Genomic DNA, 16,413 nt, shown 5'->3' with positions numbered 1-16,413 from the left:
CTCAAATAGGATATGAATTACATAGGGGGAGTTAACATGAATCAACGATTAACGAAACTTCAATCATGGATGAAGGAAAACGATATAGAAGTTAGTTTTCTAACCTCTTCTGAGAATGTATTTTATTTAAGCGGATATTACACCAATCCACATGAACGGTTGCTCGCACTAGCAGTCTTTCAGACGGAAGAGCCTTTTCTAGTCTGCCCAGGAATGGAAGTGCCTGATGCCAAACGTTCAGGCTGGGACCATGAAATTCTTGGATACAGTGATATCGAAAACCCATGGGAAATGATTTTAAATTCTATTAATAAAAGAATAAAGAGTGTATCGAAAGCAGCCATTGAAAAAGAACATATGAATGTAGAACGCTATGAACACCTCTCAAAATTATTCCCACAAGCATCCTTTGTTTCTGCTGAAGAAAAATTACGCATGCTTCGAATGATTAAAGATGCCAAGGAATTAAAAATCATTGAAGAGGCTTGTGCCCTTGCTGATTTCGCCGTTGAATTCGGGGCTAGTGAAATTAAGGAAGGCAAAACAGAGTTGGAAATACTGAATGCTTTAGAGTACGCCTTAAAACAAAAGGGTGTTACCGAAATGTCGTTTTCGACAATGGTTCTTGCCGGAGCCAATGCCGCTTCTCCCCATGGAAACCCTGGAGAAACGAAAATTCAAAAAGGGGATCTTGTTTTATTTGATTTGGGTGTGGTTGTTGATAGGTATTGTTCTGATATCACTAGGACCGTGGCTTACGGAGACATTAATGACAAGCAAAAAGAAATCTATGACACCGTATTAAAAGCACAGCTCGCTGCTATTGAAGTAAGCAAACCAGGGGTAACAGCTGCAGAAGTAGACCTTACTGCCCGTAGAATTATTGCGGATGCAGGCTATGGAGACTATTTTCCACACAGGCTCGGTCACGGGCTCGGAATTAGCGTCCACGAGTATCCCTCATTGACAGAAACCAACCCGCTCATTATTGAGGAAGGTATGGTCTACACGATTGAGCCAGGTATCTATGTACCAAATGTGGCCGGTGTAAGGATTGAAGATGACATTTATATTACTGCAGACGGGGCAAAAGTTCTTACAAAGTTTCCTAAAGACTTGCAGATTACAAAATAATTTCATTTGTAATTTTTTTACATTGAAATTTAGACAGAATTGATATATTATACTAATACAAGCTGCGTTGTTCGTAGTCATAATAAAGTTTTAACCTTTAAGCTGTAAAAGGGAGTTTAACCATTGGAACTGGAATGACAAGCCTCTGTCTATAAGACTTGGAGGACATGCAGGAAGGGTTTCTGAGAACACCCACTTTGAGGAGTGGTGGTTTAAAACTTTCTTATATTAATACGGCAAATGCGGCTACATAGTATGTACTTCAAACCAGTTCCTTTTAGGAGCTGGTTTTTACTTTTTATGACTTTGATAAACCGGCCTGTTAATTTCCGCTCCAGGCGCTTCGCTTTCCGCGGGCGGTCCGGGGAGCCTCCTCGTCGCTGCGCTCCTGCGGGGTCTCCCCTGCCCCGTCCTCCCGCAGGAGTCTTCGCGCCTTCCGCTACAATCAACAGGGTGCCAAAATAAGCAATAAGCTTTAACAAAGCCATTTTTATAAAAAAGAAGAGGAACATCATTGTCCCTCCTCCGCTTAATCATTATTTTTCTAGCAAGGTCCTTGTATCTAAGAATTCTAGCCCATGTGCTTCTGCGACTGCTTGATAGGTTACGTAGCCGCCCAGTGTGTTGATTCCTTTTAACAATGCTTCATTGCTGAGACAAGCTTGTTTGTAACCTTTATTGGCAATTTGCACGGCATATGGGACCGTTACATTTGTTAAGGCGATGGTAGAAGTCCTTGGGACCGCACCCGGCATGTTTGCAACAGCATAGTGGACAACATCATGTTTCACATAGGTTGGATTGTCGTGCGTGGTAATCCGGTCAGTGGTTTCAAAAATCCCTCCCTGGTCAATCGCTATATCCACAACGACACTACCTGGTTTCATCGATTGAATCATTGCTTCTGTTACGAGTTTCGGGGCTTTTGCTCCAGGAATTAGAACGGCACCGATCACCAAATCCGAATCCTTCACTGCTTCAGCGATATTATAGGGATTGGACATAAGAGTCGTCACATCTGATCCAAAAATATCATCTAATTGCCGAAGACGATCTGGATTTAAGTCGATAATAGTCACTTTTGCCCCTAAACCAATCGCCATTTTAGCTGCATTCGTTCCAGCCACACCACCGCCTATTATGGTAACTGTTCCTCTTTGGACCCCTGGGACACCAGAAAGAAGAATTCCCATCCCTCCATAAACTTTCTCAAGAAATTGGGCACCAATTTGCGGGGCCATTCTGCCAGCTACCTCACTCATCGGCGTTAACAACGGTAAGCTTCTATTTGGTAACTGCACCGTTTCATAGGCGATGCCTATTACTTTTTGATCAATTAATGCTTTCGTTAATTCTGGTTCAGGTGCAAGATGTAAATATGTAAATAAAATTAATCCTTCACGAAAGTATTTATATTCGCTTGGAAGTGGTTCTTTCACCTTCATCACCATTTCCATGGACCACGCTTCTTCTGCTGTATCTACAAGTTTTGCACCGGCTGATTCATAATCTTCATTCAAAAAACCAGATCCAAGACCAGCTCCCTTTTCAATAAAAACCTCATGACCGAATTTCACTAGGTTGACCACTCCTGCTGGTGTCATCGCTACACGGTTTTCATTATTTTTTATTTCTGTAGGTACTCCGATCCGCATGTGTTTACCTCCAAATAAATTAATAAATAGTAAATTTAGCCAAGGCATCTTTATTATAACCCTTTTCCTAAGTAAGATGTAACCTCGTAACATTAACTAAGGAACATTAGATTTCGACAAGAAATAAAGCAAAAGCCTTGCCAAAAATGGCAAAGCTCTTTTCATTAATACCAAGGATAATATGGGTAAGGATATGGGTATGGGTATGGTGGATAGTAAGGATATCCGTAACCATATCCGTAACCTGGAGTTAATAAGGCACCTGCGGCTAGACCTGTTAAGAATGGAACCCCAAAGCCAAATCCACCAAAGCCAAATCCTGGGCGGCCAAAACCGAATCCAAATCCTGGGCGACCAAAACCACCAAATCCAAATCCTGGTCTGCCGAAACCGCCAAATCCAAATCCTGGACGGCCAAAACCTCCGAAACCACCATGAAATCCACCAAAATGTCCAAACCCTGGACGAATTCTTTCATCTGTAGGATCAACCACATTATAGTTCACATCTACGGTATTAGGCATTCCATACATTTCTGTACTCATGTTTCTCCTCCTCATTCTTATTAATAAACACACTAAAGGATATGCAATTTCCACTGCACATTCTTGGGTATTGGCCCTTATTTACAAAAAATCCATGATATTTGTCCACAAAAAAAAGACTATCCCATATAAGGACAGCCCCTCCGTACCATCAACATTACATTAACTCTCAGTTCCAGCAAAATCATTACTATCAGCAATTGCTGTTCCTTCGCCAATAAATCCACTATTATATGAATCCATAATTTGCTGTCTTACTTCATTGGCACCATGCTCATTAAACTCAAACAAAAACTTATTGTTTTGTTCATTTTTTCCCATCATTCAAATCTCCTTTCCATTGAAGGTTACCTCTATATTGTTCGAAAAGTTGCAACAGTTATTCCTTGTTAAATAATGTATAATTTAAGTAAGGAGATGATTAATCATGGGACTTAAATATAGAAATATTTTAGTCGCTATTGATGGTTCAAAAGAAGCTGATTGGGCTTTTAAAAAAGGGATTGAAATGGCCAAGAGAAATGATGCCACCCTATTATTAGTCCACGTTATTGACACTAGAACATTTGCATTAATTGAGGCATATGACACGGTTATTGGAGATCGAGCAGAAAAGTTGGCAAAAGATATGCTTGAAAATTACCGAATGCAAGCCGAGGATGCAGGATTAACTAAAGTGCAATATGAAATTGATTATGGTTCTCCAAAAATACGTATTCCAAGAGATTTAGCTAAAAAACACAAAGTGGATTTGATTATCTGCGGTGCAACTGGATTAAATGTTGTCGAGCGGTTTTTTATCGGCAGCGTTTCTGAACATATTACTCGTTATGCACATTGTGACGTTCTCGTAGTTCGCACAGAAAAAGATATCGCCTAAGATAGAGTCGAAAAGCACGCAGCGGATTTTAAGCTTCGTGCTTTCTTTACAAATTTTAAAAACATAGGTTTATAGTGAATGGGTGATGAATGTATAGTAAAATAAAAAGTAGTCAGTCGGATTGGAGGCAATCGTATGGAAGAATATTTTTCTCTTGATCATCGTCTTGGTATTCCAGTGCCCGAATTAACTTTGGAATGGGACCAATACAACGAGGAAACACAACAAAAGATTCTCTTTTACTGGGAACAAATCCGCGGTTCGATTCCTGACCGGATTAGTGAACTTGAAACAGAAATTAATTTGAAACAAGCACTTCTCTCCAATGAAAGTAATTTTCCACGTTCATGTCAACTGAACACGGAAATTGCGGATCTCGCTTCCATTATTAATGATTTATGGCTATGGTACCGAGCAAACGAAGTTCTTTCAACAAAAGTCCATCATTAGAAAACTCCCTTTCCATCGAAAAGGGAGTTTTTCTCTATTTAGAGGTCTTTTTGTATTTCTCTTACCACATGCCCTATTTCAGGCAGAATTAATTTATTCATTGCGAGCTTCACGGCACCTGTTGAGCCCGGGGTAGAAAATACTGCTTTATTTTTTACCACACCAGCTATAGCCCTTGAAAGAATGGCTGCAGAACCAATATCTTCTTGAAAACTTAGCATCCGGAATATTTCACCAAAACCAACAATCTCTTTATCAAGTAATTTTTCTACCGTTTCAATCGTTACGTCCCGCTTGGCAATCCCCGTTCCGCCATTTGTTAAAATGACATCAATTTCTTCCTTTGCACATCCTTTTACGATTTCATCTTGGATGGGCTCTGCTTCATCTTTTACAATGACGTAATCAACAATCTTATGACCTGCATGTTCAAGTAAGTCCATCATTAACTTTCCACTTTTATCTGTTCCCTTTGTTCGTGTATCACTAACTGTTATAACTTTGCAATTAACTATTCTAGGTGCGGCTTTTTTATGTTCTTGAGTACTCATCCCATTAACTCCTCTTTTTCTCGTAGGTAACGAAATTGATAATATTTATGAGCTACGTCCGTTACTTTTCTAGTTAACTGATAATTAGCACCAGCACCAATGGCCATACTGACTAACGGTATTCCTTGAATCGTTTTTTTTCTGAACAGCGCAATGACCAGCGCTTTCATAAGTTGTTGAACCGGTTGTTCAAGCCAGGTTATATCAGTTATTTCTTCATTTCCTTCATAAAAATAATAATCTTCTTGCGCCTCTAATTCTTCCATCAGGGAAGTCCAGCCTGCTCTTTGGAGCCTTGGGGGTAATGTAGCCGTGTGAAAGACCTTCAAGGAGGTCATCATTTCAAATGGGGTATTAACCTCCACTCCGTAAGTCATCGCAATTAATTGGACGACCCTTAAATTAATCACTGCTATCGCTGGTATGTCCGTGCTTAATAGCAGTGGACCGCCAGTCCCAGCTAATCCCCCTTGCACAAAGGAATAAAGACGATGACGGGCAATTTGCTGCTCAGCAATATATTGTAATTGTTCAATCCTTAATTTTTTTAGATCTTCAATTTTTTCTATGTCCTTATGAAAGATTCGCCCCGATGAAAGAATTCTATCCTTTGCATCCATTTGCAGCTGAGAGCCTTGGATCATGCTATGTAAATGAAACAGCCAGCTATCGACCACCGAAAAGAATTGACGTTGAACATTATCAGGCAATAATAAGAATGATTGTTGCAGAAATTTTTCATAGGTTAATTGGAAATCATTCGGCTCGAATTCAAATAAATTTCTTTCCCAATCCTGTATTTCATTCAAGACCATTGCTTCACGGTCTGTTAATGGCATGTTTGATTCCCCCTTACTGCAAGGCTTTCTCTTTCCAGTATATCATAAAGAATTACCTGAATAAAAAAACAAAGGCAAAAGCTCTGTCCTAGCTTTTGCCTTTTAAATATTTAACGATTAATGAATGTCAGCAAGACGTAAAACATCGCGGGCAATCATTACTTCTTCATTTGTTGGGATGATTAATACTTTTACTGGTGAGTGTGGGTAGTTAATAAAGGCTTCTTCGCCTCTTACTTTGTTAAGAGCCGGATCCCAATAAACACCCATAAATTCTAGACCTCTTAATACATTTTCCCTAATAGTGTCACTATTTTCACCAATCCCTGCTGTGAAAATAATAGCATCGACACCATTCATACGTGAAGCATAAGAACCGATATATTTATGGATTCGGTTTGCAAAAACATCCAAGGCAAGCTTTGCACGCTCATTGCCTTTTTTCGCTTCAATTTCAATATCACGTAAATCACTTGAGAAACCGGACATTGCCAGCATACCGCTCTTTTTATTTAGTACATCAAGTACTTCCTCAGCCGTTTTATTGGTTTTTTCCATAATATATGGAATCAATGCAGGGTCAATATTACCTGAACGAGTACCCATGGTCACCCCTGCAAGTGGTGTAAAGCCCATAGATGTGTCAATTGACATACCGCCTTCAATTGCTGCAATACTTGCACCATTTCCTAAATGACAAGAAATCAAACGTAATTGTTCAACAGGGCGACCTAAAAGCTCAGCTGCACGCTGTGATACATATTTATGAGAGGTTCCGTGAAAACCATACTTACGAATACCATACTTTTCGTAATACTCCATTGGTAAGCTGTACAGGTAAGAGCTAGCTGGCATCGTTTGGTGGAATGCCGTATCAAATACAGCCACAGCAGGAACATTAGGAAGCACGCTCATGAAAGCCTTGATTCCAGTTAGATTTGCTGGATTATGCAATGGTGCAAGTTCTGATAATTCATCAATTTTATTTATCACTCCATCCGTGATCAGCACAGAATCGGTAAATGTTTCTCCACCATGAACAACACGGTGTCCAATTCCAACAATCTCATCAAGTGAATTAATAATACCTAATGTCGTTAATTTATCTAAAAGCATTTTTACAGCGACTTCATGGTCAGGGATATCGATGATTTCTTGAACTTTTTCACCATTAACCGTTATATTAAAAATTGAATCATTTAAACCGATTCTTTCGATTAATCCTTTTGTGATGACATCTTCACTTGGCATTTCAAACAATTGAAACTTTAAGGAAGAACTCCCCGCATTAATTGCAATAATTTTTGACATATCGTTACCGCTCCTTTTATATAACAACACTGGTTTGGCATTTTTTTAAGTAGTACAAGATTATTTTGCTCAAACCACTCTTGATTATTTCCATCCTTAATTGAATCATTGTGTATAGTATATTTCAAGGCAAATTTCCTATGGTAACGATTACATTACAAATGAAAATTTATTCTGATATTTCTTATTTTACAATATTAAAACAAAGGATGAACCCAGAGATTAATCTCGGTTCATCCTTTGTTCTCTTGAAACCATTTGTCCATCTTGGATAATATTTTATCCATCTCTACTGCACTTGAAAGATTAGGTAATTCAACCAGCAATGCCTGCTTCGGCGGGTGAACTCCTTCTCCCTTTTTCTGCAAGATGATGATACTTTTCGCTGAATTTTTATTTTTAAACATACTTACTGGCAATTGCAGCAATCCTTGAACAATAACATGCTCTTTAAAAAAATCATGTAATTGTGGTGCTTGCTCACTTTCAAATAGTCCATTTGGTATTAGAAAGAATAAATAACCGCCTGGCACCGTATGGCGGACACTTTGTTCGATAAATAAATGATGGGAATAGGTATGCCCTTCACTTGCCTTGACCATATAATCTGCAGCTCTAACATCATTTGGATAAAATCCTACGGGCAAATCTGCGATTACTGCATCAACAGGATCAATAAACATCGGCTCCAGACTGTCTTGATTGAAGAGTTGAATAGGATGAGCTTGTAAATTGGCATTAACATAGGCAAGCTTAATAAGAAGGTCATCAATCTCAACGCCGACTGAGTCAATTTTTCTTTGCAGATGATTTAAAACAGTTGTCAACAAATTCCCAGTACCCACTGCTGGGTCAAGCAAACGGAATGTAGGCTGTTTCATAAATCTTTCTACTAAATAGCCAATAAGTATCCCAACAGAATCAGGTGTCATTTGATGGTTCGATTGAACACTATCATTCATCCCTTTTAAGATAGCCAGTTGATAAGCTTTCCGAATTTCATCGTTTGAAAACTTTTCTAAATGAATCTGTCCATACAGTTTCTTCAATCTTTTTTCAGTTAGTTCGCTAACCTCATCTTGTAGGATAGAGCCTTGGAATAAATTCTCTCCCGTCTCAGCGAGTGCCTCTAAATAGGTACAGTTTATTTCTTCCTGCAAAAGAAGTGCAGTTTCATTAAATAACGTAAACAATTGTTCTACTGGAGAAACTTTCATTTGATCCCCGCCCTTATTAATTTCCTAATCCATTTTAATGAGTATCGACATATTATACAAGTTTTAAGCATAGAAAAAGGCCCTGCTATGCAGAGGCCTTCTATATCATTATCTTACTTTGCCGCTTTTGCTGCTTCAAGTGCTGCTTCGTAGTTCGGGTGGTTGGTTGCTTCACTAACATATTCCACATATGTTACTGTGTCGTTTGAATCGACAACAAATACGGCACGAGCCAACAGTCTTAATTCTTGGATAGCAACTCCATATGCTTCACCAAAAGAAAGATCACGATGATCAGATAATGTTTGCACATTTTCAATTCCGCTAGCAGCACACCAACGTTTTTGTGCAAATGGCAAGTCCACACTTACCGTTAATATTTTCACGTTACCTAAGCTGTTTGCTTCTTCATTAAAACGACGTGTTTCAGCATCACAAACACCAGTATCCAAAGAAGGTACAGAGGTAATTAAACGTACTTGACCTTTGGTACTTTCTAAGCTAACTTGTGACAAATCATTTGCCAGTACAGTAAAGTTAGGTGCTTTGTCCCCTACCTTTACTTCATTGCCTAAAAGTGTAATTGGATTCCCTTTAAATGTTACATTTGCCATTTTACATCCTCCTTTTTCGTGTTCAAGTTCTAGCGGATTGTAGAAAACCGCTTCCCTTCAAATATGTACAGTGTAAATATATCTTTTCAACATCTAATTTGCAATTAATTAGACTTAATCGAAAAGCGCAAGGGACCGTTTAGCGGCGTATGGACTGGAGCCCTTTGACTAAGATAAAGGAAACACGGAGAGAGTTAGCGCATCCGTGCTTGACTTATCGAAGGGAAAAGGGCGAAGTACACTAGCCGCTGGGACCTGGAGCTAGACATTTCTCAAATTAAAACACTCACATAAAAAAAGTTAACCTTCCTAATCTTCTGGAAGATTAACCTTTGCTACTATAATTCAAGTTCTTCTTTTGGTTTATGCTCGTTTTTCGATCCTTGCGAACTAATTTGCTGTTGGCCCTGGTCCTTTTTTGAGAACATTTGCTGAATTTTATCTATCGCCGTTGGAGCCAGCTCTAATATTTTTTCATACAAATGAGTGCTTTCATCCAAATGCAGCATTTTCACACCATGAGAGTTGACAATTAAAAAGGCAATTGGGGTAATTGAGACACCGCCCCCGCTACCGCCGCCAAATGGATGGGATGAACCTTGACTCTTCCCCTGACCCTGTCCCTGATCTTGACCTTGACCTTGACCTTGACCTTTGCCTTGCCCTTGACTTTGAGACCCCTCGAGCTTAAATTCACTACCACCTGCGGCAAATCCAAAACCTACTTTCGATACAGTCAAAATAACACTTCCGTCAGGGGTTTCAACAGGATCACCAATAATCGTATTCACATCAATCATTTCTTTAAGGCTTTCCATTGCAGTTGTCATCAAACCTTGAATTGGATGGTCAGACATGGCTGTTTCCTCCTTTTTCAAATGGATTTTGTTTTATCATTTGCAAAATTTGTTTTCTTTTTAAAGTGCGGAAGTCCGCCCCTCCAGAATCTAAACAGTTTTAATCCTGCTAGAATAGCATACCCGATACGAAACTGAATAATACATGTAAGTCTTGTCTGAATAACGGCCGCCTGAAAGTGTGGAGTCACCGTTATTTTTGGCATTTCTTTTAGTTTTAAATAATGACTAATAAGACCTATGATGCTCCCTTTAAACGCCCAAATGGCACCAGTTATCGTCCCAGTGTGCGCTGCATCTCCTAAACCAATCAAAGTATTCCACTCTAAGCCTTTCATGGTAACTTTTCGAAAAAACTTCCTTATAATCCGATGTAATCCAAACACATGATTAAGTATTTTTTTTGCATTTGAAAAATTATTCTCAACATCTTCAGCTGTGATTTGATTGGAGTCTGTGCTAGTTGATTCAGTTGAAGATTCACCCATTTTAGATTTACTTTCTACAACAATGCTAGGAGAATTATCATCCACTTTTATTAACGGAACGTTAATTGTATATTTTATTAATCCAAACCAAATCTTAAATTTTATCTTTAAATCATCATTGTCATTATGATGATAATAATTAATTAGTATTGTTAATTTAGTAAAAAGAATGAGAATGAAAAAGAGCAATAGAATCGACAAAACTACGAGTACCCAGAACAATTTCAATCACAACCTTTCAGCGGGTAGTATTTGCTTTTCCATATAAAAATAAACCTACCAACAAATGTTGATAGGTTTAAGATCACCGTTCCACATGTATGACCGAAGTGTCAGTGAATAGATCATGCAAGCCTTGTTTTTTGGGTAAAAAAGCAATAATTATATATCCTACGATGATTGTTGACGAAATAAACCGACCAATCCATTCACGAAATAGAATCGTCCCCCATGTCATTTGATTACTTTTTAAATCAACTACTTTCAATCCAAACACCATTTTCCCTAGCGTTTGATTTAGATACTTGGTCATTAGTACGAAATATAGGTAGAAGATTAACGCGGATAGAATTGAAACTGGAGCAAACATGGACGATTCCGATAAAGAAATATCCAGCATTCGAAAAACCGGTTTAATCAATATCCTAACGATACTTCCCACTACCACCAAATCAAGAAGATAAGCCCAAAAGCGCATCCAGAAGCCCGCATATCGAATGGAAAGTTCATCTTTTCTGTCGTTCGAGTATTCTTGATACTCATTCGTTTCCATGGATACTCCCCCTATTCCGCATAAAGGTACATAATTCGCGGAGAATTCGGTCTTGATAAGACCTTCAACAAGCCAGCCATTTCCATATCTTTACCCATTAATTTCTTTGCCTGCATTGTAAATAAGGATCCCAAACCAAGTGAGTCTGAATATCGAACAACTTGTGCACCTTTAAGTTTCTCCTGTTTTTTCATTTGCTTCACCACATCGTCTAGGTATCCAAAATCATCAATTAACTGCAAATCCTTGGCTTGACGGCCATCATAAACACGGCCATCTGCTATTTTTTTCACCTGCTCGATTGGGAGGTTTCGTCCCTCTGAAATAACTTTGACAAATCCTTGATATGAATTATTTATCATCGATTGTAAGATTTGTCGTTCCTCCTCGGTCATTTTTCTTGTTGGGCTCATAATGTCCTTATGTTTACCACTTTTAATCGTAACAAAGTCAACACCATATTTATCGGCAAGCCCTTTATAATTGACTCCTTCCATAATCACACCGAGACTGCCAGTCATTGTCTCGGGACTGGCATAGATCTTTTTAGCCGCTGTTGAAATATAATATCCTCCCGATGCGGCCATGGAACCCATTGAGATATAGACTGGCTTTTTGGTTTCTTTTTGAATTTCAGTTAGTTTATCATGAATTTCTGCACTTTCTACCACTCCGCCACCGGGGGAATTGACCTTAATAATTATCCCCTTCACCGAGTCATCCTTTTTAATATGGTTTAACTTTTTCATAAAGTCCTGATGATTGAAACCAGAGCTTTGCAGGATTGAGCCTGTTTCCCATGTATCCTGGATGACCCCATTTACATCAAGAATCACTATTTTTTTTAATTCATTCCCTTCATTGACAACCTCTTCTGTAAAAGGCTGCTCCGCAGAAGCCATAAAATCAGTGAAATTTGTTTCCCATCCTTTAAAAGCAAAAGAGGATAAAAAATTAATGACTAACGAGATGAAAAATAACGCTGCTGCAATGCCTAGTGCGGCCCACCGTTTTCCATTCATAAATACGTATGTCCCCCTTATTGTTTATCTTAAAATTAAGTCCTATTTCATATTGTCTCAATAAAATGCTAAACTAATTTCAGACTAGCATTATTTCTTAGAGAATATTTTCGCGATTGGGATAATGTTACAAAAAGCTCATTTACTAGGGAGGTACATACCATGGAGAATAGACGCAATATTTACTTTTATCACAAACGAGATTCGGACATGCTGTCAAAAGTTGCTCCGCTTGTAGACATTGCAAATCGATATGGATTTACAATTGTCACTGATTACCGAAACGCAAATATCATTGCCAGTGTTGGTGATGATGGAACGTTTCTACAAGCAGTTCGGAAAACTGGCTTCCGGGATGATTGCCTTTATACGGGGATTTCAACTGAAGATAATTTGAGTATGTATTGTGATTTCCGAATTAGTGATAGATCTAAAATGATTGATGCGATTGTCACCAATGAAAATATAAAAGTTCGCCGTTATCCGTTAATTGAAGTAGAAGTTGATGGTCAAGGTACATTTCCTTGCTTAAACGAATTCAGTATTCGCTCTTCAATCATAAAGACACTAGTAATAGATGTCTACATTGATCAGCTTCACTTAGAAACCTTCCGCGGTGATGGACTTATTGTCGCAACACCAACAGGTAGTACTGGCTATAATAAATCGGTGAATGGTTCGATAGTTGATCCACTTCTTCCATGCATGCAGGTGAGTGAAGTAGCCTCTGTAAATACCATTAATTATCGAACACTTGGTTCCTCCTTTATTGTTGGTAGTGAAAGAACACTTACGCTTAAAGTAATATCTGAAGGCAATGACCATCCAACAATGGGCATGGATAATGAAGCATTAAGCATCCGTCACGTGGAGAAAATCAGCATAAAAATAAGTGATAAAAAGTTAAAAACACTTAAACTAAAAGACAATTCCTTTTGGCAAAAAGTGAAGCGGTCATTCCTTTAAAAGGCGGAAGTCTCTATTTATACAAAGTAAAACCTTATCCAGGCGAAGTGGATAAGGTTTTTTCATTTTATTGTATGCTAGTGCCCTTTTCTTTTCGCAAATGGAACCTTTGTGCAGACAATAGCTTTGTTTTTGATAATGAATAAATCGTTAATGCCGACCAAATGAACATAAAGGATAGAAGTTGTATTTTTGAAAAATGTTCATGGTAGACAAATACGCCTAAAAGTAAGGTTAATGTTGGTGCAATATATTGTAGAAAACCTAATAATGATAAAGGGATTTTTTGTGCGCCTTTTGCAAAATACAGGAGCGGTACTGCCGTTGCAACCCCTGCACCCATTAGTAGTAGGTCAGTTTGAACCCCAGAGTTTAAAAAGTCATTCGAGCCGCTAATAAATAAAAAGCCAATATAGATGACAGCAATCGGTGTAATCACTAGGGTTTCTAAGGTTAACCCTACTGTAGAATCTACATTGATTAACTTTTTCGCCAATCCATATAATCCAAAGGAAAGGGCTAACACAATGGCAATCCACGGAAACTGCCCATGGGAAATAGAAATAATTAATACCCCAATTGCCGCTAAGACGAATGACGCGTATTGGTAAACCGTTAATTTTTCTTTTAGCACAATCATTCCTAATAAAATACTAATTAATGGATTGATATAATAACCAAGGCTCGCTTCAATCATATGACCACTGTTAACCGCCCAGATATAAATAAACCAGTTCACACTGATTAACAGGGAGGCAATCGTCAATGCAGCCATTTGTTTTTTATTTTTCGCAAACCCTTTAATCGTTCGGAGAAAAAGTCCCCATTTTTTGGTTAGGAGAAGTATGATGACCATAAAAATAAACGACCATACCACACGACTGGCTAAAATTTCTTTAGCATTAACATGGTCTAAAAGCTTCCAATAGATTGGCAATAATCCCCAAAGTAAATAGGAAAAGCCGGCATGAATGACTCCTTTTTGCGTTTCTGTCTTTTTCATATGTGTACGAGCCCCTATTCTTTCTAGTTTCGAAATAATCTCTATTATAACGCGAAACTACATAAATGGGGGGGAATTTTGCTTCCAATTAAAAAGCAGACGGAATTCCGCCTGCTTTCTTTCCTGATTGCATTATGCTTGTTTCGCTCCCTCAAGTTCCTTTTTCCGAAGTTCAATCCGGCGAATTTTCCCTGAGGTTGTTTTTGGAAGCTCAGGGATATATTCAATTTTCCTTGGATACTTATATGGTGCTGTAAGCGTTTTCACATGCTCTTGTAATGTTTTTGTCAATTCAGGGTCGGTGGAATCAACATCTTCTTTTAAGACAACAAATGCTTTGACAATAAAGCCGCGAATCTCATCCGGACTTGCCACGACTGCACATTCCTTGACAAATGGATGTTTAACAAGTGCATCTTCCACTTCAAATGGTCCAATCGTATAGCCAGAGCTGATAATAATATCATCTCCACGGCCTTCAAACCAAAAATAACCTTCTTCGTCCATTTTTGCTTTATCACCGGTTACATAATAATCACCGCGGAACTGCATTGCTGTTCTTTCCGGGTCTTTATAATAGTTTTTAAATAAAGCTGGTGTTTCTACATGGACAGCGATATCCCCCACTTCACCGACTGCACACACCTGTCCCTCTTCGTTAATGATTTCAACCCTGTTTCCAGGCGTCGGCTTTCCCATGGACCCAGATCTCAATTCCATTCCTTTGGTAACGCCTACAAGCAAGGTATTTTCTGTTTGTCCATAACCGTCACGAACATCAATATTAAAATATTTTCTAAACGTATCTATTACTTCTCGATTTAACGGTTCTCCTGCAGAGACGGCACTATGAAGATTTGGTAATTGGTAATCAGCTAAGTTATCTACCTTCGCCATTAGTCGATATTCCGTCGGTGTACAGCAAAGGACATTTACATCATATTTTTGGAGGAGACTCAAATATTTTTTCGGTTCAAATTTTCCGCTGTAAACTAATCCTGTACCACCAGATCCAAGAACGGATAGAAATGGACTCCAAATCCATTTTTGCCAGCCTGGGCCGGCAGTTGCCCAAACTGTGTCACCATCTTCAATACAAAGCCACTGTGGAGAAGCTGTTTTTAAATGAGCATAAGCCCAGCCATGTGTATGGACAACCCCTTTAGGATTCCCTGTTGTTCCAGACGTATAGGATAAAAAGGCCATATCTTCTCTAAGGGTGTCCGCTGGTTCGAAGGTTTCGGAAGCAGTTGTCATCTCTGTGTCCAAGTCAATCCAGCCTGGTTTAGTTCCACCAATCGTAAATCTTACCAATGTCTGGGTTTTGTTGATTTCTTCAAATTGATCTACGTATGGATAAAAACTTATCACACCTTTTACATCACCGTGTGTTATCCGGTATTGCAGATCTTTTTCCTTTAACATTTCCGAACTTGGAATAACGACCATGCCTGCTTTTAAAGCGGCCAAATAAACGACATATGCCTCAATGAGACGCGGTACGATGACAAGGACCACATCTCCCTTATTTAGGCCATTCTTTGCAAACAGATTTGCCGCCTGGTTCACTTTCTTTATTAATTGTTCGTATGTAACTTGCTGGGTGTCTCCTGCTTCATTCTCCCACTTTAAGGCGACTCTGTTTGGATCCTGTGCAAAACTCTCCACTTCTGAGACTAGATTATACTTATCTGGTGCAATCAAATCTTCCCGCTTCATGCTTCTCCCCCTTAACATTAACAATATTTTATCCTACAATATTAATTATACAAAATTATTAGATAATTTTAAATTATTATTCAGATACAAATATTTTTTACTATCTGGAGCATAAAAAGAGAGCGGGGGGAAACCCCCACGCTCTCTGTAGCCATCGTATTTATTTTTTATTAACGAGAGAATCCGCCGCCTAATTGTGATTCAGCCATTGCTACTAGACGCTTTGTGATTTCACCACCAACAGATCCGTTGGCACGTGAAGTAGTGTCAGCTCCAAGATTTACACCAAATTCAGAAGCAATTTCATATTTCATTTGGCTTAGAGCTTGTTCTACACCAGGAACTACTAATTGATTAGAGTTGTTGCTTGCCATGTGATATCACCTCCTT

19 protein-coding genes and 1 other RNA gene are annotated in these 16,413 nt (G+C 38.7%); 5 read left to right on the top strand and 15 right to left on the bottom strand.

All coding sequences use genetic code 11. The features are described 5' to 3' along the window. Positions 1-36 precede the first annotated feature (36 nt). Together BR30_RS0100975 and ssrS are read left to right on the top strand one after the other, a co-directional pair. Positions 37-1,134: a M24 family metallopeptidase gene (locus BR30_RS0100975; RefSeq protein WP_026563325.1), complete on the top strand. Its 1,098-nt coding sequence runs from the start codon at positions 37-39 to the stop codon at positions 1,132-1,134. 56 nt (positions 1,135-1,190) lie between these two features. Beyond that, positions 1,191-1,387: non-coding RNA, 6S RNA (ssrS, locus tag BR30_RS35540), on the top strand. Positions 1,388-1,670: 283 nt separating this feature from the next. On the opposite strand, the gene ald is transcribed toward ssrS, so the two are convergent. The 3 genes from ald to BR30_RS36435 all read right to left on the bottom strand — a co-directional run bounded on the left by ald (position 1,671) and on the right by BR30_RS36435 (position 3,655). Next, the gene (gene ald / locus BR30_RS0100965; RefSeq protein ID WP_026563323.1) at positions 1,671-2,789 is read right to left on the bottom strand and encodes an alanine dehydrogenase; all 1,119 of its coding nucleotides are present in this window, start codon (positions 2,787-2,789) and stop codon (positions 1,671-1,673) included. Between the two features lie 164 nt (positions 2,790-2,953). After that, entirely contained in the window at positions 2,954-3,334 is a 381-nt protein-coding gene (locus BR30_RS0100960; protein WP_231507602.1) for a hypothetical protein, read from the bottom strand. 162 nt (positions 3,335-3,496) lie between these two features. After that, a complete protein-coding gene (locus BR30_RS36435; protein WP_155928400.1) occupies positions 3,497-3,655 on the bottom strand; it encodes a hypothetical protein in 159 nt (52 codons plus the stop codon). Between the two features lie 106 nt (positions 3,656-3,761). Between BR30_RS36435 and BR30_RS0100950 the strand changes: the two genes are divergently transcribed. Further along, the gene (locus BR30_RS0100950) at positions 3,762-4,214 is read left to right on the top strand and encodes a universal stress protein (protein ID WP_026563321.1); all 453 of its coding nucleotides are present in this window, start codon (positions 3,762-3,764) and stop codon (positions 4,212-4,214) included. 135 nt (positions 4,215-4,349) lie between these two features. Next, the gene (locus BR30_RS0100945) at positions 4,350-4,664 is read left to right on the top strand and encodes a hypothetical protein (protein WP_026563320.1); all 315 of its coding nucleotides are present in this window, start codon (positions 4,350-4,352) and stop codon (positions 4,662-4,664) included. A gap of 38 nt (positions 4,665-4,702) precedes the next feature. Here BR30_RS0100945 and BR30_RS0100940 read toward each other — a convergent pair whose 3' ends face one another. The 9 genes from BR30_RS0100940 to sppA all read right to left on the bottom strand — a co-directional run bounded on the left by BR30_RS0100940 (position 4,703) and on the right by sppA (position 12,335). After that, complete coding sequence (locus BR30_RS0100940; RefSeq protein ID WP_026563319.1) at positions 4,703-5,215, bottom strand: MogA/MoaB family molybdenum cofactor biosynthesis protein; 513 nt, start codon at positions 5,213-5,215, stop codon at positions 4,703-4,705. Next, the gene (locus BR30_RS0100935; RefSeq protein WP_026563318.1) at positions 5,212-6,054 is read right to left on the bottom strand and encodes an EcsC family protein; all 843 of its coding nucleotides are present in this window, start codon (positions 6,052-6,054) and stop codon (positions 5,212-5,214) included. Before BR30_RS0100935 ends, BR30_RS0100940 begins: the two co-directional genes overlap by 4 nt. Positions 6,055-6,171: 117 nt before the next feature. After that, a complete protein-coding gene (locus BR30_RS0100930) occupies positions 6,172-7,365 on the bottom strand; it encodes an acetate kinase (protein WP_026563317.1) in 1,194 nt (397 codons plus the stop codon). Positions 7,366-7,598: 233 nt separating this feature from the next. Continuing rightward, positions 7,599-8,582, bottom strand: coding sequence for a class I SAM-dependent methyltransferase (locus BR30_RS0100925; RefSeq protein ID WP_026563316.1), 984 nt, complete (start codon positions 8,580-8,582; stop codon positions 7,599-7,601). Between the two features lie 113 nt (positions 8,583-8,695). Next, complete coding sequence (tpx, locus tag BR30_RS0100920) at positions 8,696-9,196, bottom strand: thiol peroxidase (RefSeq protein WP_026563315.1); 501 nt, start codon at positions 9,194-9,196, stop codon at positions 8,696-8,698. A 338-nt stretch (positions 9,197-9,534) separates the two neighbouring features. Next, positions 9,535-10,053: a GerW family sporulation protein gene (gene ytfJ / locus BR30_RS0100915; protein WP_026563314.1), complete on the bottom strand. Its 519-nt coding sequence runs from the start codon at positions 10,051-10,053 to the stop codon at positions 9,535-9,537. A 17-nt stretch (positions 10,054-10,070) separates the two neighbouring features. After that, on the bottom strand, positions 10,071-10,763 hold the full coding sequence (locus BR30_RS0100910) for a DUF2953 domain-containing protein (RefSeq protein WP_026563313.1): 693 nt from the start codon (positions 10,761-10,763) through the stop codon (positions 10,071-10,073). An 82-nt stretch (positions 10,764-10,845) separates the two neighbouring features. Then, complete coding sequence (locus BR30_RS0100905) at positions 10,846-11,313, bottom strand: RDD family protein (RefSeq protein ID WP_026563312.1); 468 nt, start codon at positions 11,311-11,313, stop codon at positions 10,846-10,848. Between the two features lie 11 nt (positions 11,314-11,324). Next, positions 11,325-12,335: a signal peptide peptidase SppA gene (gene sppA / locus BR30_RS0100900; RefSeq protein ID WP_026563311.1), complete on the bottom strand. Its 1,011-nt coding sequence runs from the start codon at positions 12,333-12,335 to the stop codon at positions 11,325-11,327. 162 nt (positions 12,336-12,497) lie between these two features. Between sppA and BR30_RS0100895 the strand changes: the two genes are divergently transcribed. After that, the gene (locus BR30_RS0100895; protein WP_026563310.1) at positions 12,498-13,301 is read left to right on the top strand and encodes an NAD kinase; all 804 of its coding nucleotides are present in this window, start codon (positions 12,498-12,500) and stop codon (positions 13,299-13,301) included. Positions 13,302-13,368: 67 nt separating this feature from the next. Here the strand turns inward: BR30_RS0100895 and rarD are convergent, their stop codons facing one another. The 3 genes from rarD to BR30_RS0100880 all read right to left on the bottom strand — a co-directional run bounded on the left by rarD (position 13,369) and on the right by BR30_RS0100880 (position 16,397). Beyond that, positions 13,369-14,304, bottom strand: a complete 936-nt coding sequence (gene rarD, locus BR30_RS0100890) for an EamA family transporter RarD (RefSeq protein WP_026563309.1) — start codon at positions 14,302-14,304, stop codon at positions 13,369-13,371. Positions 14,305-14,436: 132 nt separating this feature from the next. Continuing rightward, the gene (gene mbcS, locus BR30_RS0100885; protein ID WP_026563308.1) at positions 14,437-16,023 is read right to left on the bottom strand and encodes an acyl-CoA synthetase MbcS; all 1,587 of its coding nucleotides are present in this window, start codon (positions 16,021-16,023) and stop codon (positions 14,437-14,439) included. 170 nt (positions 16,024-16,193) lie between these two features. Then, positions 16,194-16,397, bottom strand: a complete 204-nt coding sequence (locus tag BR30_RS0100880) for an alpha/beta-type small acid-soluble spore protein (protein WP_026563307.1) — start codon at positions 16,395-16,397, stop codon at positions 16,194-16,196. Positions 16,398-16,413: the final 16 nt, after the last annotated feature.

Source organism: Bacillus sp. UNC41MFS5 (assembly GCF_000686805.1).
This window is presented reverse-complemented; position numbering and strand designations above follow the sequence as displayed.